The sequence below is a fragment of the Flavobacterium sp. N502540 genome, from assembly GCF_025947365.1.
Lineage (GTDB): Bacteria > Bacteroidota > Bacteroidia > Flavobacteriales > Flavobacteriaceae > Flavobacterium.
In genome coordinates, this window is record NZ_CP110012.1 from 2,915,544 (window position 1) to 2,939,902 (window position 24,359).

The window sequence follows — 24,359 nt, forward strand, 5'->3', positions numbered from 1 at the left end:
TGATAAAACGGACGTGTGTGAATTTTGTCAATCGCTAAAAATCCTTGTGCATTTGCGAGTAAAATAATCAAGAAATGCTGTTCAACGGATTTATTTTTACTTTCGTCGACAAAATTTCTTGTTTTAAATGAATTGTGCTAGCTTGTGACCGCTTATATAAAAAGATATTAATTTTTGGAGTATAAAAACTAATTAAGGTTGGATTAATTCAAATTAAAAAAAAGCGCTAATTGTAAAAAATTAGCGCTTTTTTTATAGTTGAAATTTTGAAATTTCTTAGTCAAATTCCGAAGTGAAGAACAGTTTTACACTTGGGTATTTGCTTTGTGTCATTTGTATCGTGAAGTCAGAATCTGCCAGGAATACCAACTGACCATATTTATCATGTGCAAGGAATTTTTGTTTAATACGTTTAAATTCTTTGAATTCATCATTTTTAGCATCATTAGGTTTTACCCAGCAAGCTTTGTGAACCGGAAAGTTTTCATAAGTACATTTTGCACCATACTCGTGCTCTAAACGATACTGAATTACCTCGTATTGAAGTGCTCCAACAGTACCAATTACTTTACGGTTGTTCATTTCTAAAGTAAACAACTGCGCCACACCTTCATCCATTAACTGGTCCACACCTTTGTCTAATTGCTTAGCTTTCATAGGATCGGCATTGTTAATGTATCGGAAATGTTCAGGAGAGAAACTTGGAATTCCTTTGAAACTCATTATTTCGCCTTCCGTTAAGGTATCCCCAATTTTGAAGTTTCCGGTATCGTGTAGTCCGACAATATCTCCAGGGTAAGAAATGTCTACGATTTCTTTTTTCTCGGCAAAGAAGGCATTCGGGCTCGAGAATTTTAAATTTTTCTTTTGACGAACGTGGTAATAAGGTTTGTTTCTTTCAAAAGTTCCTGAAACAATTTTAATAAAAGCCAAACGGTCTCTGTGTTTAGGATCCATATTCGCGTGGATTTTGAACACAAAACCGGACATTTTTTCTTCTTTCGGGTCAACCAAACGGGTTTCGGAATCTTTTGGTCTTGGAGATGGAGCAATGGTAACGAAACAATCCAACAATTCACGAACTCCGAAATTGTTCAAAGCTGAACCAAAAAATACAGGTTGCAGTTTACCATCTAAATAATCCTGACGATCAAATTTTGGATACACTTCGTCAATCAGTTCTAATTCTTCACGAAGTTTTTCAGCTGCTTTTTGCCCCACAATTTTATCTAATTCCGGATTGTTCTGAACGTCAGAGAAAGCGATTGTCTCTTCGATATTTTTACGACTGTCTCCACTAAAAAGGTTGATGTTTTCTTCCCAAAGATTGTAGATTCCCTGAAAATCATATCCCATACCAATCGGGAAACTTAAAGGTGTAACTGTAAGTCCAAGCTTTTGTTCTACTTCGTCCATCAAATCAAAAGCATCTTTTCCTTCGCGGTCTAATTTGTTGATGAAAACAATCATAGGAATGTTACGCATTCTACAAACTGCGACTAATTTCTCCGTTTGTTCCTCGACCCCTTTGGCAACGTCAATTACAACAATAACACTATCTACAGCAGTTAAAGTTCTAAAAGTATCTTCAGCAAAATCCTTGTGTCCCGGAGTATCAAGAATGTTGATTTTTTTGTCTTTATAATTAAAAGCAAGTACAGAGGTTGAAACCGAAATACCTCTTTGGCGTTCGATTTCCATGAAATCACTCGTTGCTCCTTTTTTAATTTTATTGTTTTTTACAGCTCCCGCTTCCTGAATAGCCCCTCCAAACAACAATAGTTTTTCAGTTAAAGTTGTTTTACCGGCATCAGGATGCGATATAATTCCAAATGTTCTTCTGCGTTGTATTTCTTTTAAAAAGCTCATATTTCGTATAAATAGGTTGCAAAAGTACTATTAATTACGGCTTAATAAAAATATTCACTTCTTAAATTGGGAAGACTTGTGTTTATTGAAGTTACATTGTTAAAAAAAATAAGGCTGTTTTTTTAGAACAGCCTTAGAATTGTAAGTTTTTAAATTATTGATTAATTGACCAAATGGAATATCCTTTTGGAGGGCATTGTATTTTTACCCATTTATCGGCCTGAGTCGTAGGATACCAGCTCGAATTTCCGGTGAAATCTTTAATTTGAGTATTGGCCCAATTGGTCTGAATCCATCTCTCCTGCCAGGTATCAGAGTTGTTAATGTAAACAACCAATCCGGGATTTCCGTTATAACCGTTTCTTCTTGCTACGTATTCATCATTGTCGGCGTATAAAATAGAAGTGGTTCCGGTCGCTTTATTGTTATGAATCCAGATCAGATTGTTTAGTTTGTTCTTGTCCAGCCATTCTTCATAATCTCTGTAGAAAATGGTAGGATAACCTTCATGTGTCAGGATATAAGAATAAGCTAATAGTTTACTCCAAATTTCATCGGTATCATGATTGGTCACGAAGGTCACTGCTTTGTACGGATTTCTTTTCCACATCATGTCATCATTCAAAAGGGCCAGATTATTTCCGTCGAAAGCATCATTCATTTTATAGTAACAAGCGAAATCGAATACAGAGCTGTTAGCATTGTTTGCCCAGTCATTCAGAGTATTTACATTAGAATCCCATAATTCACCAACAGAAAACCCGCCTACATTAGCATTCCATGAGTTTACGACCCAAGCGCCAAAACCTTTTACATAATCGAATCTCCAGCCGTCAAATTTCATCGTATTTTTATAATATTTCCCCACTCCGTCGGCTCTCAGCCATAGCCAATCTTGTACATGTGGGTTTGCGTGGCACAAATCAGGGAAACCACCAAATGCGCCTTCATCATTATTACCATAGCTATTTTTGTAAAAATCGTTATAATTACGAGTGAATTTTCCCGAAGCAACTCCGCTAAAATTAGTCCAGGTGTTTGTTCCGGTAAAAGGATTTGCTTCCGATTGTCCACCGCTATTGTGATTGATCACAATGTCTGCGTATACTTTTAAATTCTCGGCATGTGCATTAGTGATTAAGTTAACCAGTTCGGTTTTTGAACCAAAACGGGTTTCGACAGAGCCATTTTGGTTGTAATCTCCAAAATCAAAATAATCTGTCGGGTCATATCCCATGGAGAAGGCACCGTTTTGTGCTTTAGAAGCCGGAGGAAGCCATATCGAACCAATTCCTGCATTAGACCAGGCGGTTACTTTACTGCTCACCGTGTTCCACCAAGTTCCTCCCGAAGGAACATCCCAGTAAAAGGCCTGCATCATAACACCGCCTCCGGGATTGTCTACATATTTTCCGGTCGATGATGAATTAGAAGTTCCGGTACTAAATGGTCTTCCATCGTGATGTGTAACGTTAATAATTTCGAATTGTTCGCTCTGAGCTTTAGAATCTTTTTCAGTGGTTTCATTTTGCGAACATGAACCTAAGAATGCAGTAATCGCTGCAATCAGGTAAAGTTGTAAAATTGGTTTTTTCATGATTTTCGGTTTGGTTTAAAAAGTTAATAAAGTTTGTAATTATAGTTTTAGGAGGTAAAAAGAGTTATTATTCGTAATTTATCTCTCTTTAAATTAGCAATTACATATCTAAAGTATGTGTTTTTTGATTTCATTTGATTTTACGGGAAATTAGTTATCCAACGAAAACGTTGTAGTATGGATAGCTTTTTTAGGGTAGGGGAGTTTAATGGCTTGGGATGTAATAGAGTATCGTTATGCAACCCATTTTTTCAGGGTTTAAGGATGGACATCTGCTGGTTTTTCGGAACCATTGAACAAGACTTAGAAGTTAGTTCCTTTGAAAATTGAGATACATCTCTATAATTTTTTGTTAATAGTATAGCCGATAGTTGTATTATGTAATTGAATTGTTATTTTTGTTCGTTATAAGTCAAGATGAACTAGATCTTAATTGTTTAATATTTCAGGAATTATACGCCTGAGGTATTTTGAAAATGATTTTAGTTTATGACAAATTCTAAAGCAGGATCTTTACATTCAAATTAAATTTTAAATAATGTTATTAAAAAAATTAGCGCTAAAAACAATTGATTTCCGATACGTGTTGACAATGTGTTTTTTATTTTTTTTCAACTCAATTATTTCGGCACAAGAAGTTATTAAGGATACAGTAGTCAGCAAACCTGCCATTACGATGACATCCGGACAGAAGTTGAAAGTTGATGGTATTATTGCTACAGTTGGAGATTATATTGTTTTAGATTCAGATATTGATAAAGCATTTTTAGAAATTTCAGCACAGGGCGGATCTACAAAAGATATTACAAGATGTCAGATGTTAGGGAAGCTTTTAGAAGATAAACTTTACGCACATCAGGCAATTCAGGATAGTATCGTAGTTAGTGATGCCGAAGTAAGAAGCATGATGGACGAACGATTGAATTATATGGTACAGCAAGTAGGTGATATCAATAAAGTTGTAGCCTATTATAAAAAGAATTCTGTAGAGGAATTTAAAACCTATTTTGCAGATATCTTAAAAGAACAAAAATTAGCGTCAGAAATGACAAAGAAAATTGTTGATGCTGTAGAAATAACTCCTGAGGAAGTTCGTAACTTCTTTAAGAAGATTCCTAAAGATGAATTACCGACTTTTGGAGCTGAGATGGAAGTAGCACAGATTGTTGTGGAGCCAAAGGTTTCCAAAGAAGATGAGCAGAAGGTAATCGACAGACTGAATGCGATAAGAAAAGATGTTCTTGAGGGATCCAGTTTTGCGACAAAAGCAGTATTGTATTCACAAGATCCCGGATCTGCACCAACGGGAGGTTTTTATAAAATGACCCGAAAGACTCCTTTTGTGAAAGAATTTAAAGATGTAGCTTTTAGTTTAGCACAGGGAGAGATTTCCGAACCTTTTAAAACTACTTTCGGATACCATATTATCATGGTTGAAAAAATTAAAGGACAGGAAATTGAATTACGACATATTTTGATTCCGCCAACAGTTTCTGAAAATGCATTGAAAGAAGCAAAAGAAAGAATCACTAACGTTAGAAATAAGATTGTAAATAAAGAGATTACTTTCGCAGAAGCTGCAAGAACAGAATCTGATGAAAAAGAGACAAGAGCAAACGGAGGAACACTAGTAAATCCAAATACTCAGGATACCCGTTTTGAACTGACTAAAATGGATCCAACTTTATACGGTCAGGTTTCAAATTTGAAAGACGACGAAATTTCACAGCCACTTTTAAATACAGACGATAAAGGGAAAAAAACATATAAGATAATCACAGTTACAAACAGAATTGAACAACACGTTGCTGATTATGCTAAGGATTATACTAAAATTAAAGAACTGGCATTGAAAGAAAAACAGATCACAACCATCTCGAAATGGTTTGATACTAAAATAAAAGATACTTATATCAAAATTCTTGGAGAGTACAGAGATTGTAAATTTGTCTACAACTGGTTAAAAAAATAATTTTTATTAAATAAAGAAAAAGAGTTAGTTTTATGAATTCATAATACTAACTCTTTTTAATTTTAAAAACATATCTAAATGTCTGACGTAACAGCAATTCATAATTTAGTTCAGAAACGAAACGAATTAAAAAACGAAATAGCAAAAATTATTGTTGGCCAGGATGCCGTAGTAGACCAAATTTTACTGTGTATATTTTCAGGTGGTCATGCTCTTTTGATTGGTGTTCCGGGCTTGGCAAAAACTTTAATGATTAATACTTTGTCTCAGGCTTTAGGTTTAGATTTTAAAAGAATTCAGTTTACACCGGATTTAATGCCTTCAGATATTTTAGGAAGTGAGATTTTGGATGAAAACCGACATTTTAAATTCATTAAAGGACCTATTTTTTCAAATATCATTTTGGCTGACGAGATCAATAGAACTCCGCCAAAAACACAAGCTGCTTTATTGGAAGCCATGCAGGAGAGATCGGTTACCATTGCGGGGCAAAACTATAAGTTGGATTTACCTTATTTTGTATTAGCTACTCAAAACCCAATTGAGCAGGAAGGAACCTATCCGTTACCGGAAGCACAGTTAGACCGTTTTATGTTTGCTATTAAGCTGGAATATCCAACTTTCGAGGAAGAAGTTCAGGTAGTGAAACGCACGACTTCTGATGCTAAGACAGTCATTAACCCATTATTCAGTGCGCAGGAAATTATTGATTTTCAACATTTGATTCGCAGAATTCCCGTAGCCGATAATGTAATTGAATATGCCGTAACTTTAGTAAGCAAAACGCGTCCCGATAATGCTTTGTCAAATGATTTCGTTAAAAATTATTTGGACTGGGGAGCAGGACCAAGAGCTTCTCAAAACTTGATTTTAGCAGCAAAGGCGCATGCCGCTTTCAATGGAAAATTTTCTCCGGATATCGAAGACGTCAAAGCAGTGGCAACCGGAATTTTAAGACACAGAATCATTAAAAATTATAAAGCAGATGCCGAAGGAATAACGGAAGAAGTTATTATTAAGAAATTGATGTAATAGATTCAATAAAAAAGCAGAAACCCAAACTAGTAATGATCTCTGGTTTGGGTTTTTTATTTAATTTGATTTTAAGGTTTCGTTTATTAAAAAAATGGGTTTGCCATAAATCAATTTTATGAGTAAAACTTCAATTAAAGAGCTGTATTTTTTGCCATTAGATTCGTACCACCAATATGATTTATAATTTTGGTTGTCTTTCTCCATTTTATTAAACCATATTTCTTCTTTGTTTACCAGGATTTTCTTCGATTCAATAATTTTGTATCCGGAGCCAGTCCAGCAAACCATCGGATTGTGAGATGGCGTTTTTATATAAGTCAATTTCTCGGCAGTTTCAATTTTGAAAACGTCTTTGTTTACCCAAGAGCCTTTTTTTGTATTATACTCAGCACCAACTTCCTGATGAAAATTAGTTTCTGTTTCATTTTTGATTTTTATACTGGTCACTAAAATGAGTGTAAATGATACCAATACAATAAGTATTTTAGGTTTGATTTTGGTTGAATCATTATGTCCGATTTTTGGTTTTATATATTTGATAATTAGTAGCATCGGTATAATTTGATAAACGGTAAAACAGATTAAACCAATGGCATGATGCAAAAAGTTTTCCTGAGTACAATTGAAAAAAATTAAAGTTACGATTCTAAAATAATTAGAGGTAATATTGAGTGTTATTATAAGTAAGCAGAAAGAGAGTATCTGAAAAACGCTGAAATACTGTTTGAGCCTTCTTTCTTCCAGAGTCATTAAAATTGCGCCAAACAATAATCCTGTCTTAAACATTGACAATCCCATACAGGCAGTGTCGATGGTGATTTTTGCATTATTGATGTAAAAATTAACACCTTCGATTTTATTTATAGGTATGAAATTCTTTAGTGTAAGATAAACTACATAACAAAGACTTTGTTTTATTTCTGAGGTTAAGTGTGCAAAAAAAGCACTAAAAAGAGTCGAAAATAAAACAAGGCAAATGAAAGCAATAAAGGAAAATTTCCCAGTGAAATAATGGAAAACCAAACACAGAAATAATAGTATAGAAAGAAAATGAACCGATTTTGTGTTTAAACGCCAGCTGATGAATTCTAACAATAGAATACTTAGAATTAAAAAATAATTAATTCTGAAATTTGTTTTTCTCCCACCAACGATAAAAAGACAAAGAGAACCTAGGATTCCAAGGAAATCGTTGTTTAGATTTAAAACCAATATCTTGCTGTTTATTGTAAAAAGCAATAAGATTGCAAAAACAGCAAGTATTGGTTTTTTATGTAGAATTAAATCCTTCATTAATTCGTTAATTTTTGCTTTCTGTGATAGAATAAAATGGCAGATAAAACGATGAATAATAGTGCCCATTCGTGCGGTTCAGGTACCGCTCCGTCATTATTGATGGAAGCATTTCCTAAGGTATTAATGTTTTTCTCAATTCCGTTGTTTTTGTAATCTTCATCAGTCTCAAGTACGATTAAAGAAGAAATTGGAGTTACAATATTAGCGTCTTTTGCCAGGTCAACATAGTTGTTTTGTTTTAAGGTATCAGCCTGAATTTCGACCTGATCGTTTAGAACTTTTCCAAAACAGAACATTCTGTATAAATGATTTGAACCAGTATTAGCTGTTTGCTGGATTTCTGAATTTTCATGGATTGAGATTCCGGCAGTTTCTAAATTAATACTGTTTTCATTAGTTTGAAATTTTATAAAATGCTTTTTACTGATAAGGTCTGTACAGGTATTAAGATTTGTTTGTATAAAATTTACATATTTCTGTTCCTTTGCGGTCTGCCAAAACGGATTTATTTCATTCGAAATATTGATAACTTTTAAGTCTTTGTTTTTTGTTCGTTGTCTTATTTTTTCTAAATATTTTGAAGATTCTAATTCTTCAAAGTTTGAAGAAAATGTACCGCATTTTGTGATAATCAAAGTGTTTTCCTGTAAATCAAAAAGTGGCAGAAGTGAATAATTCAATTCATCAAATTGGTTCCAGATACTCTCGTAATTGGAAGCATTGATTTCTTGTTTCGTATTATTAAGAAGGACAAAATATTTGTTTTTCGAGAGATTGAGTATCGATTCAAGTTCTTCTATTTTCCAGTTGTTATTGAGATCAAGAATGATTTCGCTTGGTGTAAAAGCAATTCTTTCTTTAATAAGGGGTTTAATTTCATAGCTTTTATTCTTCCAAACAAATGCACTGCTCAAAGGTTTTTTGTTTAAAGGAAATTCAGCTTCCCATTTGTCCAGGCCTTTAGATTCATTTATGTGGTAATTATCCGCAAAGTCAAAATGTTTTGAAGTCTTAAACTCAGTATTTCCATTAACCTGAAATCTCGAAATAGTCGCAGCATTATTGATGTTTGGACCTTTTATATTTAAACTTTGATAGATCAATTTATCGTCTGTAACTTTTAAAGGTGTTGTAAAACCACATTTAACAGTTCGTGGTAATTCGTTTGTAATTGGAAATACGCGAACTGTAACTCTGTTTCCTTCTTTCCATTGCATTAATGAAGGGTCTCTTGCCTCAATGCCCACAACCTGATGGTATGCTTTTTTTGCTTTTTCTTTGGTAGTCAAAACACCTTTTCTTTCTATTCCATTAACCCATAATGACAAAGAAGTTGCAACAGAGCCTTCTGGTAGCTGGAAGGAATAAATAGCTTCTTTCTGACCTCTGCTTTCTTTTTCGCAGACCACATCCATTGTAATTTCGGTGTAAGCGAGTCTGTCATTTGGATAAATTTTTACATCTTCCTTAATGTTTTTTGTAATAAGATCTCGTCCGCTCCATAATTGCTCTTCGGATTCAAGTCTTTTATCAAAATTAGATTTCAGAATATTGACTTTATCATCATCACTCAAATTGATGTTTTCTGCAAAATGATAAGCGATATTTAAAAAGGGATTGTGAGTCTTTCTTTCGTGATACTGAACATTGCTATTAAATCTGCCAAAGCCATCTAATTCAAAGAAGTCTTCTGATGCAATGTATACAATGTTTTTCTTTAGCAGAATTTCATTAAAAAAATTAGGCTTAAGATTCTGAGAAACTTTAATGTAAGTTGGTAAATCGGTATTTTCTTCAAATGTTTTGGTAATGCCATATTGGTTTATTTTTTGACTTTCAATATTCAACAAAAAAGTGAATATAATAAGGCTGGTTAAGATGATCCCGATGCCTGAGAAGAACGCATAGGTGTTGTTTTTTTGTTCAAAAAGAACCCTAGATAGGATGTAAGTGTGAATTGCAAGTACAATCCCGGGTACTAATCCATAAAAGCCTAGTCCTAAGGCAAGAATTCCTATAATAGAAAACATGCTTATTGGTATCAGGAATACAACATAATATAAGATTAAGAGATAAGAGCAGCCGTTGATGAAATAAGAAATTAAGTTAATGTAGCGATTTGTTATTTCACGATTGTAAATTGCAAAGTTTGAAAAGCAAAACAGAAACGTTGTGCAATACACCCAAATGGGTAAATTTTCGAAAACATTTACATAAACATTGGTAGAGAAACATCCGATAAACCAATTGAGAAATAAGAAAGGAAGTAAATGAAGGTAGTCCTTTTTGTTTCTTAACAGGTTGTAAGTTAGGATAGCGCCGTACGGGAGCAGAATAATGATATTGAGCACAGAAAGCATTTCAAAGCTTTCGTAATCGAATCTACTTCCCAATAAAGAAAGTGTCAGCATTGTTGTGCTGAATAACGTAATAATAAGGCTAATTTTTACTCCAATTTGGTCATTTAAAAAAGAGTTTATTTTGGTTGTATTCATAGAAAGTATTTTTTAATTAAAAGAACTTTGAATTGCAAAGTTATAATAATAATTGGAAAATAAACTTTTTGTTTCGTTTTTTTGATTTAAAGATTTCTTTAAATATTCTTAATGATTTTTTGGTTTTGAAAGAGGCTGATTCGAGAAGACAAATCGGTTACTATAACGTTATAATTGCTTATTTAGAAAGGTTCTTTGTTAAAGTTGGGGTAAAATCTCACTTCATTTATAGTGTCAAATTTCGACTTTGCTAAAGAAAGGATTTTAAAATGGCAATAATTCATTTTTTTAATATAAAATTGAAATTTTGGCAAAAATAAGTAATGAAAATTGTTTTTTAGCAATAATAATGTTTGAAAAGGCGAGTTCTGTTATATTTTTTTTAATTCTCGGCTTTAATAGCTAAATTTGCAAACAAAAAATAAAAAGACTTCTATAATATTATGAATACTTATCAAGATTACATTAAAGAAATCGAGGAAAGAAAAGGCCAAGGTCTTCATCCAAAGCCAATCGATGGTGCAGAATTAGCAAGCGAAATCATTTCACAGATTAAGGATGTTAACAATCCGTATCGAGAAGATTCTCTTAAATTTTTTATTTATAATACTTTGCCGGGTACTACAAGTGCTGCAGGTGAAAAAGCTGAGTTTTTAAAAGAAATTATTCTTGGAGAAGCTGTAGTAAGTGAAATTACTCCTGCTTTTGCGTTTGAATTGTTATCTCACATGAAAGGTGGTCCTTCTATCAAGGTACTGCTTGATTTAGCTTTGGGTAATGATGTTGCCATTGCAAAAGATGCAGCAAAAGTTCTTAAAACACAGGTTTTCCTTTACGAAGCAGATACAGATCGTTTAGTAGAGGCATTCAAAAATAATAATGAAGTTGCGAAAGAAATTCTGGAAAGCTATGCACAAGCAGAATTCTTCACGAAACTTCCGGAAGTAGCAGACGAAATTAAAGTAGTTACTTTTATCGCAGGAGAAGGAGATATCTCAACAGATTTACTTTCTCCGGGTAATCAGGCGCATTCGCGTTCAGATCGTGAACTTCACGGACAGTGTATGATTACACCACAAGCACAGCAGGAAATTAGAGCTTTACAGGCACAACATCCTGATAAAAGCATAATGTTAATTGCTGAAAAAGGAACAATGGGAGTTGGTTCTTCAAGAATGTCAGGTGTGAATAACGTAGCGCTTTGGACAGGAAAACAATCAAGTCCATACATTCCATTCGTAAATATTGCTCCAATTGTTGGAGGTACAAATGGTATCTCTCCAATTTTCTTAACTACGGTTGATGTTACCGGTGGTATTGGTCTTGACCTTAAAAACTGGGTTAAAAAGGTGGATGCAGCAGGTAATGTTGTGCGTAATGAAAATGACGAACCAATTTTAGAGCAAACTTATTCTGTAGCTACAGGAACTGTTTTAACAATTAATATTAAAGAGAGAAAACTTTACAATGGAGATCAGGAACTGATCGATATTTCTAAAGCATTTACTCCTCAAAAAATGGAATTTATCAAAGCTGGTGGTTCATATGCTATCGTATTTGGTAAAAAACTTCAAACATTCGCTGCAAAAACTTTAGGGGTTACAGCTCCGGTTGTATTTGCTCCTTCAAAAGAAATTTCTCATGACGGACAAGGTCTTACAGCAGTAGAAAAAATCTTTAACAGAAATGCTGTAGGTTCGACACCAGGAAAAGTGTTACACGCTGGTTCTGATGTTCGTGTTGAAGTAAATATTGTAGGTTCTCAGGATACGACTGGTCTTATGACAGCTCAGGAATTAGAATCTATGGCGGCAACTGTAATTTCACCAATCGTTGATGGTGCTTATCAGTCAGGATGTCACACTGCTTCAGTTTGGGATAAAAAAGCGCAGGCAAATATTCCTAAGTTGATGAAATTTATGAATGATTTCGGTTTAATCACAGCTCGTGATCCGAAAGGTGTTTACCATTCAATGACAGACGTAATCCACAAAGTATTAAATGATATCACTATTGATGAGTGGGCGATCATTATTGGTGGTGACTCACATACAAGGATGTCAAAAGGGGTTGCTTTTGGTGCGGATTCAGGAACTGTTGCTTTGGCATTAGCGACAGGAGAGGCTTCTATGCCAATCCCGGAATCTGTAAAAGTAACTTTCAAAGGAGATATGAAAGGATATATGGATTTCCGTGATGTGGTTCATGCTACACAAGCTCAGATGTTGCATCAGTTTGGTGGAGAGAATGTATTCCAGGGTAGAATTATTGAGGTTCATATCGGTACGTTAAATGCAGATCAGGCGTTTACATTTACAGACTGGACTGCAGAGATGAAAGCAAAAGCTTCTATCTGTATTTCTGAGGATGATACTTTGATCGAATCATTGGAGATTGCTAAAGGCAGAATCCAGATTATGATCGACAAAGGAATGGATAATGACAAACACGTTCTTCAGGGATTAATCAATAAAGCCAATAAGAGAATTGAAGAAGTGAGAACTTCTGAGAAACCAGCTTTAACGCCGGATTCAAATGCGAAATATTATGCTGAAGTTATAGTTGATTTGGATCAGATTTCTGAACCAATGATTGCCGATCCGGACGTAAACAATGCTGATGTTTCTAAACGATATACTCACGATACGATCAGACCATTATCTTTTTATGGAGGAGAGAAAAAAGTAGATCTTGGATTTATCGGATCTTGTATGGTTCACAAAGGTGATATGAAAATCCTTGCTCAAATGTTGAAAAACGTGGAAGCGCAAAAAGGAAAAGTTGAATTTAATGCGCCTTTGGTTGTTGCTCCGCCTACCTACAATATCGTAGACGAATTAAAAGCAGAAGGTGACTGGGAAGTTTTACAAAAATACTCTGGTTTTGAGTTTAACGATAGCGCTCCAAAAGGTGCAGCACGTACAGAATACGAAAACATGTTGTACTTAGAGCGTCCGGGATGTAACCTTTGTATGGGGAACCAGGAAAAAGCAGCAAAAGGAGATACCGTAATGGCAACTTCTACACGTCTTTTCCAGGGAAGAGTTGTAGAGGATACTGAAGGTAAAAAAGGAGAGTCTTTACTTTCTTCTACACCGGTTGTGGTATTGTCTACAATTTTGGGTAGAACTCCAACACTAGAAGAGTATACCACTGCAGTTGAAGGAATTAATTTAACTAAGTTTGCACCTTCAAACAAACAGTTAGTAATGTAATTTACGATTAGTTATAATCATTATATATAAAGAGCCCGAGTGATAAACTCGGGCTTTTTCTTTAATAACTCCTCTATTTTTTGTAACTTGGGATGTTCAAAAAAAAACACAAAAACAATTATACTTATGGCTTTTGATATTGAAATGATTAAAAAAGTGTATGAGAACATGCCCGGTCGTGTTGATAAAGCACGAGAGCTTGTTGGTCGCCCACTTACGTTAACAGAGAAAATTTTATACAATCATCTTTGGGACGGAGCACCGTCTCAGGTGTTTAAAAGAGGAGTAGATTATGTTGATTTTGCACCGGATCGTGTAGCCTGTCAGGATGCAACAGCACAAATGGCATTATTGCAGTTTATGCATGCCGGAAAATCTAAAGTAGCAGTACCTACAACAGTACATTGCGATCACCTGATTCAGGCAAAAGTAGATGCTGCAACCGATTTGGCAAGAGCAAAAACACAAAGTAACGAGGTTTTTGACTTCCTTTCATCGGTTTCAAATAAATACGGAATTGGCTTCTGGAAACCGGGAGCGGGAATTATTCATCAGGTTGTACTTGAAAATTACGCTTTCCCCGGCGGAATGATGATCGGTACCGATTCTCACACCGTAAATGCAGGTGGTTTAGGAATGGTTGCGATTGGTGTTGGTGGAGCTGATGCTGTAGACGTGATGTCAGGTATGGCTTGGGAGTTGAAGTTTCCGAAGTTAATAGGAGTAAAACTAACCGGTAAGTTATCAGGTTGGACAGCTCCTAAGGATGTTATTCTTAAAGTAGCCGGTATACTTACGGTAAAAGGTGGTACAGGAGCTATTGTTGAGTATTTTGGCGAAGGAGCAACTTCTATGTCCTGTACCGGAAAAGGTACTATTTGTAACATGGGCGCCGAAATTGGAGCGACCACTTCAACTTTTGGATATGATGCTTCTATGGGGCGTTACCTGCGCTCTACAAACCGAGCCGATGTTGCCGATGCTGCCGATAAAGTGGCTTCTTATTTAACAGGAGATCCGGAAGTATATGCTAACCCGGAACAATATTTTGATCAGGTGATCGAAATTAATTTATCTGAATTAGAACCGCATTTAAATGGTCCTTTCACACCGGATTTGGCGACTCCAATTTCTAAAATGAAAGAAGAGGCAATCAAGAACAACTGGCCGTTACAAATTCAGGTAGGGTTAATAGGTTCTTGTACCAATTCTTCTTACGAAGATATTTCCCGAGCAGCTTCTTTAGCCCGACAGGTAAGTGCGAAAAACTTAAAAACAAAATCTCAATTTACAATAACGCCGGGTTCTGAAGTAGTTCGTTATACTATCGAGCGTGATGGATTTATTGATACCTTTCATAAAATTGGAGCGACTGTTTTTGCTAATGCCTGCGGACCTTGTATTGGTATGTGGGACAGAGATGGAGCAGAGAAAGAAGAAAGAAACACCATTGTGCACTCTTTCAATCGTAACTTTTCTAAACGTGCAGATGGTAATCCAAATACTCTAGCCTTCGTAGGTTCGCCCGAATTGGTAACTGCTATGGCTATTGCAGGAGATTTAAGTTTTAATCCGCTTACAGATACTTTAATCAATGAAGATGGAGAAGAAGTAATGTTAGAGGAACCTACAGGAGACGAATTGCCTCCAAAAGGATTTGATGTTAAAGATCCGGGATTCCAGTCCCCGGCTGAAGACGGTTCAGGGGTTCAGGTGGTGGTAAGTCCAACATCTGAACGTTTGCAATTATTAGCGCCTTTTGATGCTTGGGACGGTAAAAATATTACGGGTGCTAAATTGTTGATCAAAGCATTCGGAAAATGTACTACCGACCACATTTCTATGGCAGGACCATGGTTGCGTTTCCGTGGACATCTGGATAATATTTCGAACAATATGCTGATTGGTGCCGTAAATGCCTTCAATCAAAAAACAAATTCGGTTAAAAATCAATTAACAGGGCAATATGATGCTGTTCCTGCTGTGGCACGTGCCTACAAAGCTGCCGGAGTTCCATCTATTGTTGTGGGAGATCATAACTACGGAGAAGGTTCTTCGCGCGAGCATGCCGCTATGGAGCCTCGCTTTTTAGGAGTTAAAGCGGTGTTGGTAAAATCTTTTGCCCGTATCCACGAAACCAATCTTAAAAAACAAGGTCTTTTAGGATTGACTTTTGCTAATGAAACCGATTACGATAAAATCAAAGAAGATGATACCATCAATTTTACTGATTTAACCCAGTTTGCTCCCGGAAAACCATTAACATTAGAGTTCGTTCACGCCGATGGCACTAAAGATATTATTCTCGCAAACCATACTTATAACCAAGGTCAGATTGGCTGGTTTGTTGCAGGTTCAGCTTTGAATTTAATTGCAGCCGGAAAAGCCTAATCTTTAAGATTCATTCATATTAAAAATGCTCTGTGAAAACAGAGCATTTTTTTATGCAGATTTTCAAAATTCACACTAATAAACACATTTGCAGTATTCAATAAGTTTATTAGAAAGTTGCTTCTGAGATATGATTTTAGTTTTAATCGGCTTAAAAATGATACTTCTTATAAAAAGCATTATTTCAGGGGTTTGGATCAATTTTTATGCCGCGTTTGTTAATTTCAATAAAATAAGTTGTTAAAAAAGGTGCTTTTTTTACTTTAAAAAGTTAAATTCGCTTATCGGGTAAAATAATTACTTTTTTGGAGCATAAATTTCCGAAAGTAATTGCATTCAGAGCGTATAATAATAGATGTAAATGTAACAGATAATGGTTTTCAGGTTAATAGCAATTTTGTTTTTTTTCAGTGTTGGTGCTTTCTCACAAGAAAAGTATATTAAGCATAAAATCTCACAAGGAGAAAATCTTACTGTAATTGCTAAAAAGTACGGAGTAAAACCAAAAGATATTACAGCAGCAAATCCTAATGCACCCAAAGTTCTAAAGTTAAATTCGGTTTTGTTAATCCCAAATCGCAATAAAACAGTTGCTAAAGCAGCTGCCAAAAAGACTGAAGAAATTATTGCAAATGTTACTCCGCAAACTACTCCCGGATCCCATGAAGTTGCTGCCAAAGAAACACTTTGGGGAATTTCCAAAAAATACAATGTTTCAGTTGATGACTTAAAAAAAGCCAATCCACTTCTGGAAAGTGAAGGTTTAAAAATCGGACAGCAAATTAATATTCCGTCTAATACAGCTACAACAGCTGTAGCAGCTGTACCTGTAATCGAAAATGTTCAGGAGCCTGAAATGGTTGAGGTAACCAGGGAAGTTTTGTCAAAAGAAACGAAATATGCGATAGCAAAGGAGTTTGGGATAACCGTAAAAGAACTGGAAAAACAAAATCCTGCAATTAAAAAGAGGTTAAAAGTGGGGTACCTGCTTAAGATTAATGTTTCTCCGGAAAAAGCGGCAGCCTTACAAGAAGTAAAACCTATCGAAACCACGACATCGACACCATCCATACAAATTGCTGAGGAAACTGTTGTGAAAAAAGATTCCACATTTGTTAGAGGAATAAACAATAATTCGGAACTTATTGAGCAATTGATTGTAAATGCAACAGAGAATATTGGAACGCGTTACCGGTCAGGCGGAACTACAAAAGCTGGTTTTGACTGCTCAGGATTAATGATTTGTACCTTTAATAATTTTGACATTAAACTGCCTAGAAGTTCGATAGAACAATCCAGAATTGGAGTTAGAGTTGACACTGATGCCGCACAAAAAGGAGATTTAATTTTCTTTAAAACTAACGGAAGACGCCGTATCAATCATGTTGGAATGGTTGTCGAAGTGACCGAAGGAGAGATTAAGTTTGTACATTCTTCTACACACGGCGGGGTAATGATTTCATCCACAAAAGAACCTTATTACCAAAGAAGTTTTTCTCAGGTAAACCGTGTTCTTCAATAGTTTTTAATAGTTAAGCAGTATTGTTTTAAATTCATCTATTGGAAACGGCTTGTTTAAAAAAGCACTCACATACTTATTTGCTGTAATTGCAGCAATTTCGTCAGGATCTAAAGTCGATGAAAGTATGTAAATTTGAATTCCTTTTTTTATTCCTTTTTTTAATTTATGAAATTCCTCTAAGAATTCAAAACCATTCATTATTGGCATTTGAATATCCAGTAAAATGATAAGCGGGTGGTCATTGTTTTTAGTAACAAGCCACTGAATTCCTTCTCTGCCATTATTCGCAATGATGATCTGATCGATATCAAGGACTTTTGTCAGTAGTTGTTTGATGACAAGCTGATCAATCAAATTGTCTTCAATGACCAGGAATATGGGCTTAATTTCCATGATAATTTGGAATTGCTACAATAAATTTACTTCCGATAGTGTTTTCAGAGAAAACAGAAATACTTCCTTTGATGTTTTCTACAGCTTCTTTTACAATGTAAAGACCTAATCCCGAACCTTTGTTTTTGTTCGTACCAAAATACATTTCAAAAATATTGTTTTTAAATTCATCTTTAATTCCAATACCGTTATCTGTTATTTCAATTTTGTTGTACCCCTCTTCCGTATAAGTTTTAATTGAAATAAACATTTCCTCCTTATTAATATCGGCATATTTTATAGCATTTGAGAGTAAATTCGAGATAATGATTCTCAGACGCAAGTCATCGCTTTGAATGGTATCGATTAATAGTTCTTTTGTGAATTTTATTTTATTGGCATTTTCGATATGCATCAACTGCGAAATAGATTCGTCTAATAATTCCTTTAAACTCACAGGCTCTATGATGATTTGTTTGCGTTTATTTTTAGAGTAATCTATAATATCAACTATAAACTGATCTTGTCTGACAAGGCTTTTGTGCATGAGTGTTAAATAGTCTCTGACTTGTTCAATATCATCCTCTAGTTGGGTAATTTCGATCAACCCTTTTAGTGATGTTATAGGTGACCTTAAATCATGTGATGCACTATAGACAAATCGGTCCAGTTCATGATTTACATGGATTAGATTTTCATTTTTTTCTTCAATTTCTTTTTTGGAGATGACTAAACGTTTTACCATAATCGAATAATAAGTGCATACGCTTATTACAATGATCAGAATAAAAATAATATTGGTAATGATCAGAAGACTTTTGATTTTTCGTGTTCCTTCTCCCAGAGTATTCAGGAAGTTACGTTCGTTAATAGTGAGTTTATCGCTGATAGTACTAATTTCGTTAAGAAATTTTTGCTGACTGGCCGGAGTCAGCAGATTTTGTTTGATCTGGGCATCGACTTGCTGACCCAACTTGGATAATTTAGCGATTAATTCGTCACCCTGACCCCATTCGTGAATCGCTTTTGCCAAAAAAGATACATCTTTGAAGTTTACAAACAGCCAGACAATGTCATCCAGGTCATCTTTATGATTTCGTCCTGTTAGAAAACCTCTTCGGGCAATTTCGTTGTCTCCATATTTCAAAAGCGATCTTCTGGCAATACCATCACCCTGAGGGACTTTTAATTCCTGAGAAAAGAGCTTCCATTGGTTTGTATCTTTAGTGAAAAGGTACATAATGAGATATCGTGCAGCATCCTTTTGTCCTTTTGAATAATGTGATTCACCATGAACATAAGCTCTGTTTGCGGAAAGTATTTTTATTGTAAAAAAGTTGATACAGATAAGTAAAGCGCAGGAAATAAATACAATTATCAATAGAATGAAAACATTCGGGAAGCGTATATTTTTAAAAAACGGACTCTTAGACATAGTTTTCAGATTTGGAGGTTAATACTGCTTTTTCTGTTAAGAGCGCTTATTGTTGAAGGAGTCCTTTAAAAAAAATCAGGTTACTGAGAGTGTTGTCTTTTGACGGTTTTAAAATAAACAATTGTTAATAAAAGATTGATTTTTCAAAATTGTTTTATGCATGCATAAATTTAGTAAAAAAAGAACAGAATTTTAGAATTAGTGTTTTTTTTCTTACGGGATAATTAATTTTTGTTCCTGTTTTGTTGTAAATAAATAAAATGTATTCTGTGAAGGCTCTTGTTTTAAATTAGTAAGAGTAAGAAAAGGAAAACAATTTTAAAATTTAATATATAAGAACAAACTGAAAAGGGTTAAACAGAAAAGTTTTTGTTTAACAATTCATTGATGAATTAAAAAAATCTTCTCGCTTAGTGAATAGGATTTACTCCGTCTAAGGATTATAAATTAGAATCTAAAATCAACACTCTAAAATCTTAAATTTCAGAAAAAAGTATATCTTTAACCAACCGAAAAACTAAAATTATGCAAGAAAACGACCAGGAACATTTTAAAAGAGAACTTGGATTATTAGACGGAACCATGCTTGTGGTAGGTTCTATGATTGGATCAGGAATATTTATTGTGAGTGCCGATATCGCCAGACAGGTAGGTTCGGCAGGATGGCTAACTCTAATTTGGCTGCTCTCCGGACTGATTACGGTTATAGCCGCAGTGAGTTATGGAGAACTTAGCGCGATGTTTCCAAAAGCGGGAGGACAGTACGTGTATTTAAAGGAAGCTTACAATAAGCTAATTGCCTTTTTGTACGGATGGAGCTTTTTTGCTGTAATTCAGACCGGAACAATTGCTGCGGTAGGAGTTGCTTTTTCAAAATTTGCGGCTTATTTGTACGAACCATTGAGCGATGAAAATATACTTTATGAATTAGGTTTCTTTAAACTCAACGCCGCTCAGTTGGTTTCGATTTTTACAATTATTGTATTGACGTTTATTAATAGTAGAGGGGTGAAAAACGGAAAAATTCTGCAAACCGTTCTAACTATCATCAAAATTTTGTCATTGCTGGGATTAATTGTTTTTGGCTTAACCTTAGGTGCAAAAGCTTCAATATGGGATGCCAATTGGACTGATGGCTGGGTGACCCGTAGCTATAATGCCGAAAGTGGTTCATGGCTGCCTATTAGTGGAACCACTTTGATTACCGGAATTTCTGCCGCAATGGTAGGGTCATTATTTTCCAGTGATGCCTGGAATGGAGTTACCTTTATTGCAGGAGAAATAAAAAATCCAAAACGAAATGTAGGTCTAAGTTTGTTTTTAGGAACTTTTATAGTAACGATTATCTATGTGCTGACCAATTTGATGTATTTGGCGGTAGTTCCGTTTGAAGAGATTGCTACAGCTAAATCAGACAGAGTAGCGGTAGTGGCTTCACATTACATTTTTGGCAATATGGGTACATTGATTATAGCAATAATGATTATGATTTCGACTTTTGCCTGCAACAACGGATTAATTATGGCAGGTGCGAGAGTGTATTATACGATGGCAAAAGACGGTGTTTTCTTTAAAAAAGCAGCTGTTTTAAACGAGTCCAGTGTTCCTGGATGGGCTTTGTGGGCACAGTGTTTCTGGGCTTCGGCTTTGTGTTTGACAGGAAAGTATGGAGATCTGCTGGATTTTGTAATCATCATTGTATTGATTTTCTATATTTTAACGATTTACGGTATTTTTATTTTGAGAAAAAAAATGCCGAATATTGAAAGACCTTACAAAGCTTTTGGATATCCGTTTTTGCCTATGCTGTATATTGTAATTGCAAGTGCAATCTGTATTTCGCTGTTAATTACCAAATTCTCAACCTGTGGATGGGGAGTTTTAATTATGTTGACCGGAATACCGGTGTACTACCTGAATAAACCGAAAGAAGAATAACATAAGGTTGTAAAGGTTCAGAGAGGCAAAGGTTCAAAGGTTAAGTTTGTTTACAAGTTTTATGTACCAAATGGGTGCCTGCAATTTTTTAACTTTGATGTTTACTTCAAAATATAGATGCCTTGTCTTTGACAAGGCATTTTTTTAGTCATAAAATTTAGTGTTTCCGGAAATTTGACAGATCTGCATGCAAAAAAAGAGATTTTCTTAGGTGGTTAGTCTGGCTGAGTGAAGTCGAAGCTCCTTTTTTATATGAAATTTTTCTTAAAAGAGACTACAGATAGGTGTGTTCTGAAATTGCTCCAAGGGATCAAAATATTTATAAAGTATGTGATTTCGCAAGATCAAAAGTTCCAACGGAGCGCAACAGAAATCTTTGAGAGAGTCCTTTTTTGGTGCTCTGTCCTGATAATAAAAAAAAACACTACTTATACGCAAAAGCAAAAAGTAGTGTTTTAAATGTAAATAATCCTGGAAGCGAGCTTGTGTAAATTAAGCGATTTCGGCTTCAACAGTTGATTCTATCGTTGAATTAATAATAGATAAAGTAAGAGGATCTGTTTCTCCAGAGAAAAAAGCATCCAAAATTTCCTGAAATACAGGATTTGTATTTTCTACCAAAGAGAAAAGCGTCATAGACGAACGTAATTTACGGGCGTCTAAATCTCCTAAAATTCCATCGGCTGATTTTCTTTTAAAAGTTAAAAACAGTTCAGAAATTTCGATAAGATGTTTTCCTAAAATAGGGTGTTCTAAAAACTCGGTTGCTTCTTTTAGATCGTTAATGGCGTAATAATTTGCTGTATCGCTCTTACCCAATCCTTTTATCTGAGGAAAAATGAACCACATCCAGTGTGTCTCCTTTTTTCCTTTTTTGATTTCGGAAAGAGCAGTAAGATAAAGTTTGTTTTGTGCATCTAAAAAACGCATTAAATCATTGTTTGAATAAGCCATTGTGGTAATGTATATGTAAAAAAAGGTTGCAAAAGTAGTAAAAAAGATAGGGTTTTCCTAGTAAAAGGTTCATACACTGAGGATTTTAACTTTTTGAGGAGGAATTTTCTACACTATTTTAGAATAGAAATAACGCCTTTTCAGTTATTATATTTCAGTACAAGTTTTAGAAAATCAGCTTTTTCTGTTCGTTCTTCTAAAGGTTAAGTTGATTCTGGGTAAAACATCTCGTGCCGTTTTTGGAACCTGATGCTGCCAAAAACTATTGGTCGTTCCTGACATTAACAGAAAGGAACCATGATGGAGCGGAATTTCCACTTGTGGGATTTCTTTCCGGAATTTATGACGCAATCGGAACATTCTAGTTTCTCCAAAAGTGACCGAAGCAATAATGGGGTCCGGTCCGGAGTTATGTTCTTTATCGCTGTGCCAGGAAACACCATCATTGCCATTTCGATATAAATTAAGCAGGAGACTATTAAATTCAAGCTGGGTTTCTCTTTCGACACGGCCTCTGATCGTTAATAATTCATAAGTCCAGTCAGGACCATTTGGATCTGCTCCAACATTATCTTTATCTTCGTACCATGAAATCATTCGGGGAGCTGTAACAATTTTATCATACATTTCCATTTCATATTCTCTCCATTTAGTTTGATGAAGTATTTTTTCATAAAAACGATCGGATTCTTCTTTGGTAAAAAAGTTGTCGATCAAAATAAGTTCTGCATCAGGCAAATCAAATATTTTTTTTCCTTTCAAACCTGTGGCAAATAATTCGGTATCGCTAAATAGTGTCATAAGTCAATACTTTAAGTTTATAGCTCTATTTTAAAAATTAGATTAGTTTTATATTCTTGATGTCAGCAAATTTTTGTTGAAAAAAACTTTTCGGGGATTCTTCTCTGCATAAGCAAAAATCAACTGTACAATGTATTGATTGCTTTTATAAGGCGTTGCATAATTTTTTACTTCTGAAGGATCCGTAATCGCAACATCCAACGGAATATATCCCATACCATAAAAATGACCATTTTCTATCCAAATGCAACTGCGTTCGTGTGCTGTTCTTCCTTTTTCTATAATGGCAAAAGTGGGTCTGTTATTTAGTAAAAAATCAATAGCATTGTCGACTTGCTCATTGTGGAGGAAGGTATCCGGAAAATCTGTTACATCATTATTTTGAAATAGTTCTCCTTCTTCAGGTTTTGAATATTTGCAAAATCTATAATCAATTTCAAATCGTTCTGCTAAACCCCGCAGTATATTTGTTGCTTCGTGTAAACTACTGAAGTGTTCAATACACGACTGAAATTTATTGAGTTTTCCGATAGCCAGATACTTATATCCATTACGGGCTTCATATTGGTACAATCCAAATTTTGGTTCAAATCGTTTTAAAGCTCTATTGTAAGTTGGCCAAAGATGTTTGATTTCAGTACATTCTAACAGAAGTGCCATCAACTCGTTGCCACAAATTTCATAGGAAATGGAATAAATATCCCGTAAGAAATGTTGCCTTTGCGGATTGATATTATGACCGCTGAAATGAGAGGCAACGCGTTTTTTTATATTGACCGCTTTTCCCACGTAGATTACTTTTTTTACCTCATTATAAAAATAATATACACCTGGTTTTTCCGGTAAATTATTAAAATCTTCCGGCGGAAGGTTAGGAGGTAAGCGCTGATCCTGTGCCGTGTTCTTGATCATTTGTTCGATATGACCTTCGTCGTCCCATTCGAGTAATCGCGAAAATAATATAGCAGTAGCTTCTGCGTCGCCTCCGGCACGGTGCCTGTTTTCTAAAGGGATGTCGAGCGAATTGCAAAGTTTTCCTAAACTATAGGAGGCAAAACCCGGTCTGATTTTTCTGGCTGCGCGAACGGTACATAACTTTCTGGCTGTCCATTTGAATCCGGATGCCTCAAGCTGGTGGCGAACAAACGAATAATCGAAATTGACATTATGAGCAACAAAGATCCGGTCGTTTAGCAATTCCATTACTTTTTCGGCAATATCATCAAAAATAGGAGCATTGGCTACCATTTCATTATTAATACCCGTTAAGGCAAAAATGGGAAGCGGTATTTCCTTCTGCGGATTTACGAGCGTCTCAAAGCGTTCTATTACTTTTTTGCCATCGTGAATGACAATGGCAATTTCTGTAATGCAGCTGCCACTGGCGTTACCACCTGTGGTTTCAATATCGACTATGGCATATTCCTGCTTTTTCATCTTATTTGTATAACGTCTAACTTATTTCTT

At 35.1% G+C, this 24,359-nt stretch carries 15 protein-coding genes; 6 read left to right on the top strand and 9 right to left on the bottom strand.

Going from position 1 to position 24,359, the window contains the following annotated elements; translation table 11 throughout:
• Positions 1–276: 276 nt before the first annotated feature.
• Positions 277–1,869 (bottom strand): peptide chain release factor 3, encoded by a 1,593-nt coding sequence (locus OLM58_RS12535; protein ID WP_264529163.1) that lies wholly within the window; start codon positions 1,867–1,869, stop codon positions 277–279.
• Between the two features lie 154 nt (positions 1,870–2,023).
• On the bottom strand, positions 2,024–3,466 hold the full coding sequence (locus OLM58_RS12540) for an alpha-amylase (protein ID WP_264529164.1): 1,443 nt from the start codon (positions 3,464–3,466) through the stop codon (positions 2,024–2,026).
• 538 nt (positions 3,467–4,004) lie between these two features.
• On the opposite strand from OLM58_RS12540, the gene OLM58_RS12545 reads away from it, so the two are divergent.
• Entirely contained in the window at positions 4,005–5,438 is a 1,434-nt protein-coding gene (locus OLM58_RS12545; RefSeq protein WP_264529165.1) for a peptidylprolyl isomerase, read from the top strand.
• A 78-nt stretch (positions 5,439–5,516) separates the two neighbouring features.
• On the top strand, positions 5,517–6,470 hold the full coding sequence (locus tag OLM58_RS12550) for an AAA family ATPase (RefSeq protein WP_017496734.1): 954 nt from the start codon (positions 5,517–5,519) through the stop codon (positions 6,468–6,470).
• A 60-nt stretch (positions 6,471–6,530) separates the two neighbouring features.
• On the opposite strand, the gene xrtN is transcribed toward OLM58_RS12550, so the two are convergent.
• Together xrtN and OLM58_RS12560 are read right to left on the bottom strand one after the other, a co-directional pair.
• Positions 6,531–7,766, bottom strand: coding sequence for an exosortase N (gene xrtN / locus OLM58_RS12555; RefSeq protein ID WP_264529166.1), 1,236 nt, complete (start codon positions 7,764–7,766; stop codon positions 6,531–6,533).
• Positions 7,766–10,264: an XrtN system VIT domain-containing protein gene (locus OLM58_RS12560; RefSeq protein ID WP_264529167.1), complete on the bottom strand. Its 2,499-nt coding sequence runs from the start codon at positions 10,262–10,264 to the stop codon at positions 7,766–7,768. Before OLM58_RS12560 ends, xrtN begins: the two co-directional genes overlap by 1 nt.
• 443 nt (positions 10,265–10,707) lie before the next feature.
• Here OLM58_RS12560 and OLM58_RS12565 point away from each other — a divergent pair, with 443 nt between their 5' ends.
• The 3 genes from OLM58_RS12565 to OLM58_RS12575 all read left to right on the top strand — a co-directional run bounded on the left by OLM58_RS12565 (position 10,708) and on the right by OLM58_RS12575 (position 17,392).
• Positions 10,708–13,479, top strand: a complete 2,772-nt coding sequence (locus OLM58_RS12565) for a bifunctional aconitate hydratase 2/2-methylisocitrate dehydratase (protein WP_264529168.1) — start codon at positions 10,708–10,710, stop codon at positions 13,477–13,479.
• Positions 13,480–13,605: 126 nt separating this feature from the next.
• Positions 13,606–15,870 carry an aconitate hydratase gene (locus OLM58_RS12570; RefSeq protein ID WP_264529169.1) on the top strand — a complete coding sequence of 755 codons (2,265 nt, stop codon included), beginning with the start codon at positions 13,606–13,608 and terminating at the stop codon, positions 15,868–15,870.
• 373 nt (positions 15,871–16,243) lie between these two features.
• Positions 16,244–17,392: an NlpC/P60 family protein gene (locus OLM58_RS12575; protein ID WP_264529170.1), complete on the top strand. Its 1,149-nt coding sequence runs from the start codon at positions 16,244–16,246 to the stop codon at positions 17,390–17,392.
• 3 nt (positions 17,393–17,395) lie between these two features.
• Here the strand turns inward: OLM58_RS12575 and OLM58_RS12580 are convergent, their stop codons facing one another.
• Together OLM58_RS12580 and OLM58_RS12585 are read right to left on the bottom strand one after the other, a co-directional pair.
• A complete protein-coding gene (locus OLM58_RS12580; RefSeq protein ID WP_017496742.1) occupies positions 17,396–17,785 on the bottom strand; it encodes a response regulator in 390 nt (129 codons plus the stop codon).
• Complete coding sequence (locus tag OLM58_RS12585; protein WP_264529171.1) at positions 17,775–19,199, bottom strand: sensor histidine kinase; 1,425 nt, start codon at positions 19,197–19,199, stop codon at positions 17,775–17,777. Before OLM58_RS12585 ends, OLM58_RS12580 begins: the two co-directional genes overlap by 11 nt.
• Before the next feature lie 525 nt (positions 19,200–19,724).
• Between OLM58_RS12585 and OLM58_RS12590 the strand changes: the two genes are divergently transcribed.
• Complete coding sequence (locus tag OLM58_RS12590) at positions 19,725–21,137, top strand: APC family permease (RefSeq protein ID WP_017496745.1); 1,413 nt, start codon at positions 19,725–19,727, stop codon at positions 21,135–21,137.
• A gap of 492 nt (positions 21,138–21,629) precedes the next feature.
• Here OLM58_RS12590 and OLM58_RS12595 read toward each other — a convergent pair whose 3' ends face one another.
• From OLM58_RS12595 to OLM58_RS12605, 3 genes are all read right to left on the bottom strand, one after another.
• Positions 21,630–22,091 carry a DUF1810 domain-containing protein gene (locus OLM58_RS12595; protein ID WP_089077068.1) on the bottom strand — a complete coding sequence of 154 codons (462 nt, stop codon included), beginning with the start codon at positions 22,089–22,091 and terminating at the stop codon, positions 21,630–21,632.
• A gap of 174 nt (positions 22,092–22,265) precedes the next feature.
• Complete coding sequence (locus tag OLM58_RS12600; protein WP_017496748.1) at positions 22,266–22,892, bottom strand: alpha-ketoglutarate-dependent dioxygenase AlkB family protein; 627 nt, start codon at positions 22,890–22,892, stop codon at positions 22,266–22,268.
• A 48-nt stretch (positions 22,893–22,940) separates the two neighbouring features.
• Positions 22,941–24,329, bottom strand: a complete 1,389-nt coding sequence (locus tag OLM58_RS12605) for an exonuclease domain-containing protein (protein WP_264529172.1) — start codon at positions 24,327–24,329, stop codon at positions 22,941–22,943.
• Positions 24,330–24,359: the final 30 nt, after the last annotated feature.

Excerpts from the sequence above, each read along its gene's own strand:
- OLM58_RS12585 (WP_264529171.1), bottom strand. The coding sequence starts at position 19,199 with ATGTCTAAGAGTCCGTTTTTTAAAAATATACGCTTCCCGAATGTTTTC.
- xrtN (WP_264529166.1), bottom strand. The coding sequence starts at position 7,766 with ATGAAGGATTTAATTCTACATAAAAAACCAATACTTGCTGTTTTTGCA.
- OLM58_RS12565 (WP_264529168.1), top strand. The coding sequence starts at position 10,708 with ATGAATACTTATCAAGATTACATTAAAGAAATCGAGGAAAGAAAAGGC.
- OLM58_RS12550 (WP_017496734.1), top strand. The coding sequence starts at position 5,517 with ATGTCTGACGTAACAGCAATTCATAATTTAGTTCAGAAACGAAACGAA.
- OLM58_RS12595 (WP_089077068.1), bottom strand. The coding sequence starts at position 22,091 with ATGGCTTATTCAAACAATGATTTAATGCGTTTTTTAGATGCACAAAAC.
- OLM58_RS12540 (WP_264529164.1), bottom strand. The coding sequence starts at position 3,466 with ATGAAAAAACCAATTTTACAACTTTACCTGATTGCAGCGATTACTGCA.
- OLM58_RS12590 (WP_017496745.1), top strand. The coding sequence starts at position 19,725 with ATGCAAGAAAACGACCAGGAACATTTTAAAAGAGAACTTGGATTATTA.
- OLM58_RS12570 (WP_264529169.1), top strand. The coding sequence starts at position 13,606 with ATGGCTTTTGATATTGAAATGATTAAAAAAGTGTATGAGAACATGCCC.
- OLM58_RS12580 (WP_017496742.1), bottom strand. The coding sequence starts at position 17,785 with ATGGAAATTAAGCCCATATTCCTGGTCATTGAAGACAATTTGATTGAT.
- OLM58_RS12560 (WP_264529167.1), bottom strand. The coding sequence starts at position 10,264 with ATGAATACAACCAAAATAAACTCTTTTTTAAATGACCAAATTGGAGTA.
- OLM58_RS12535 (WP_264529163.1), bottom strand. The coding sequence starts at position 1,869 with ATGAGCTTTTTAAAAGAAATACAACGCAGAAGAACATTTGGAATTATA.
- OLM58_RS12575 (WP_264529170.1), top strand. The coding sequence starts at position 16,244 with ATGGTTTTCAGGTTAATAGCAATTTTGTTTTTTTTCAGTGTTGGTGCT.
- OLM58_RS12545 (WP_264529165.1), top strand. The coding sequence starts at position 4,005 with ATGTTATTAAAAAAATTAGCGCTAAAAACAATTGATTTCCGATACGTG.
- OLM58_RS12600 (WP_017496748.1), bottom strand. The coding sequence starts at position 22,892 with ATGACACTATTTAGCGATACCGAATTATTTGCCACAGGTTTGAAAGGA.
- OLM58_RS12605 (WP_264529172.1), bottom strand. The coding sequence starts at position 24,329 with ATGAAAAAGCAGGAATATGCCATAGTCGATATTGAAACCACAGGTGGT.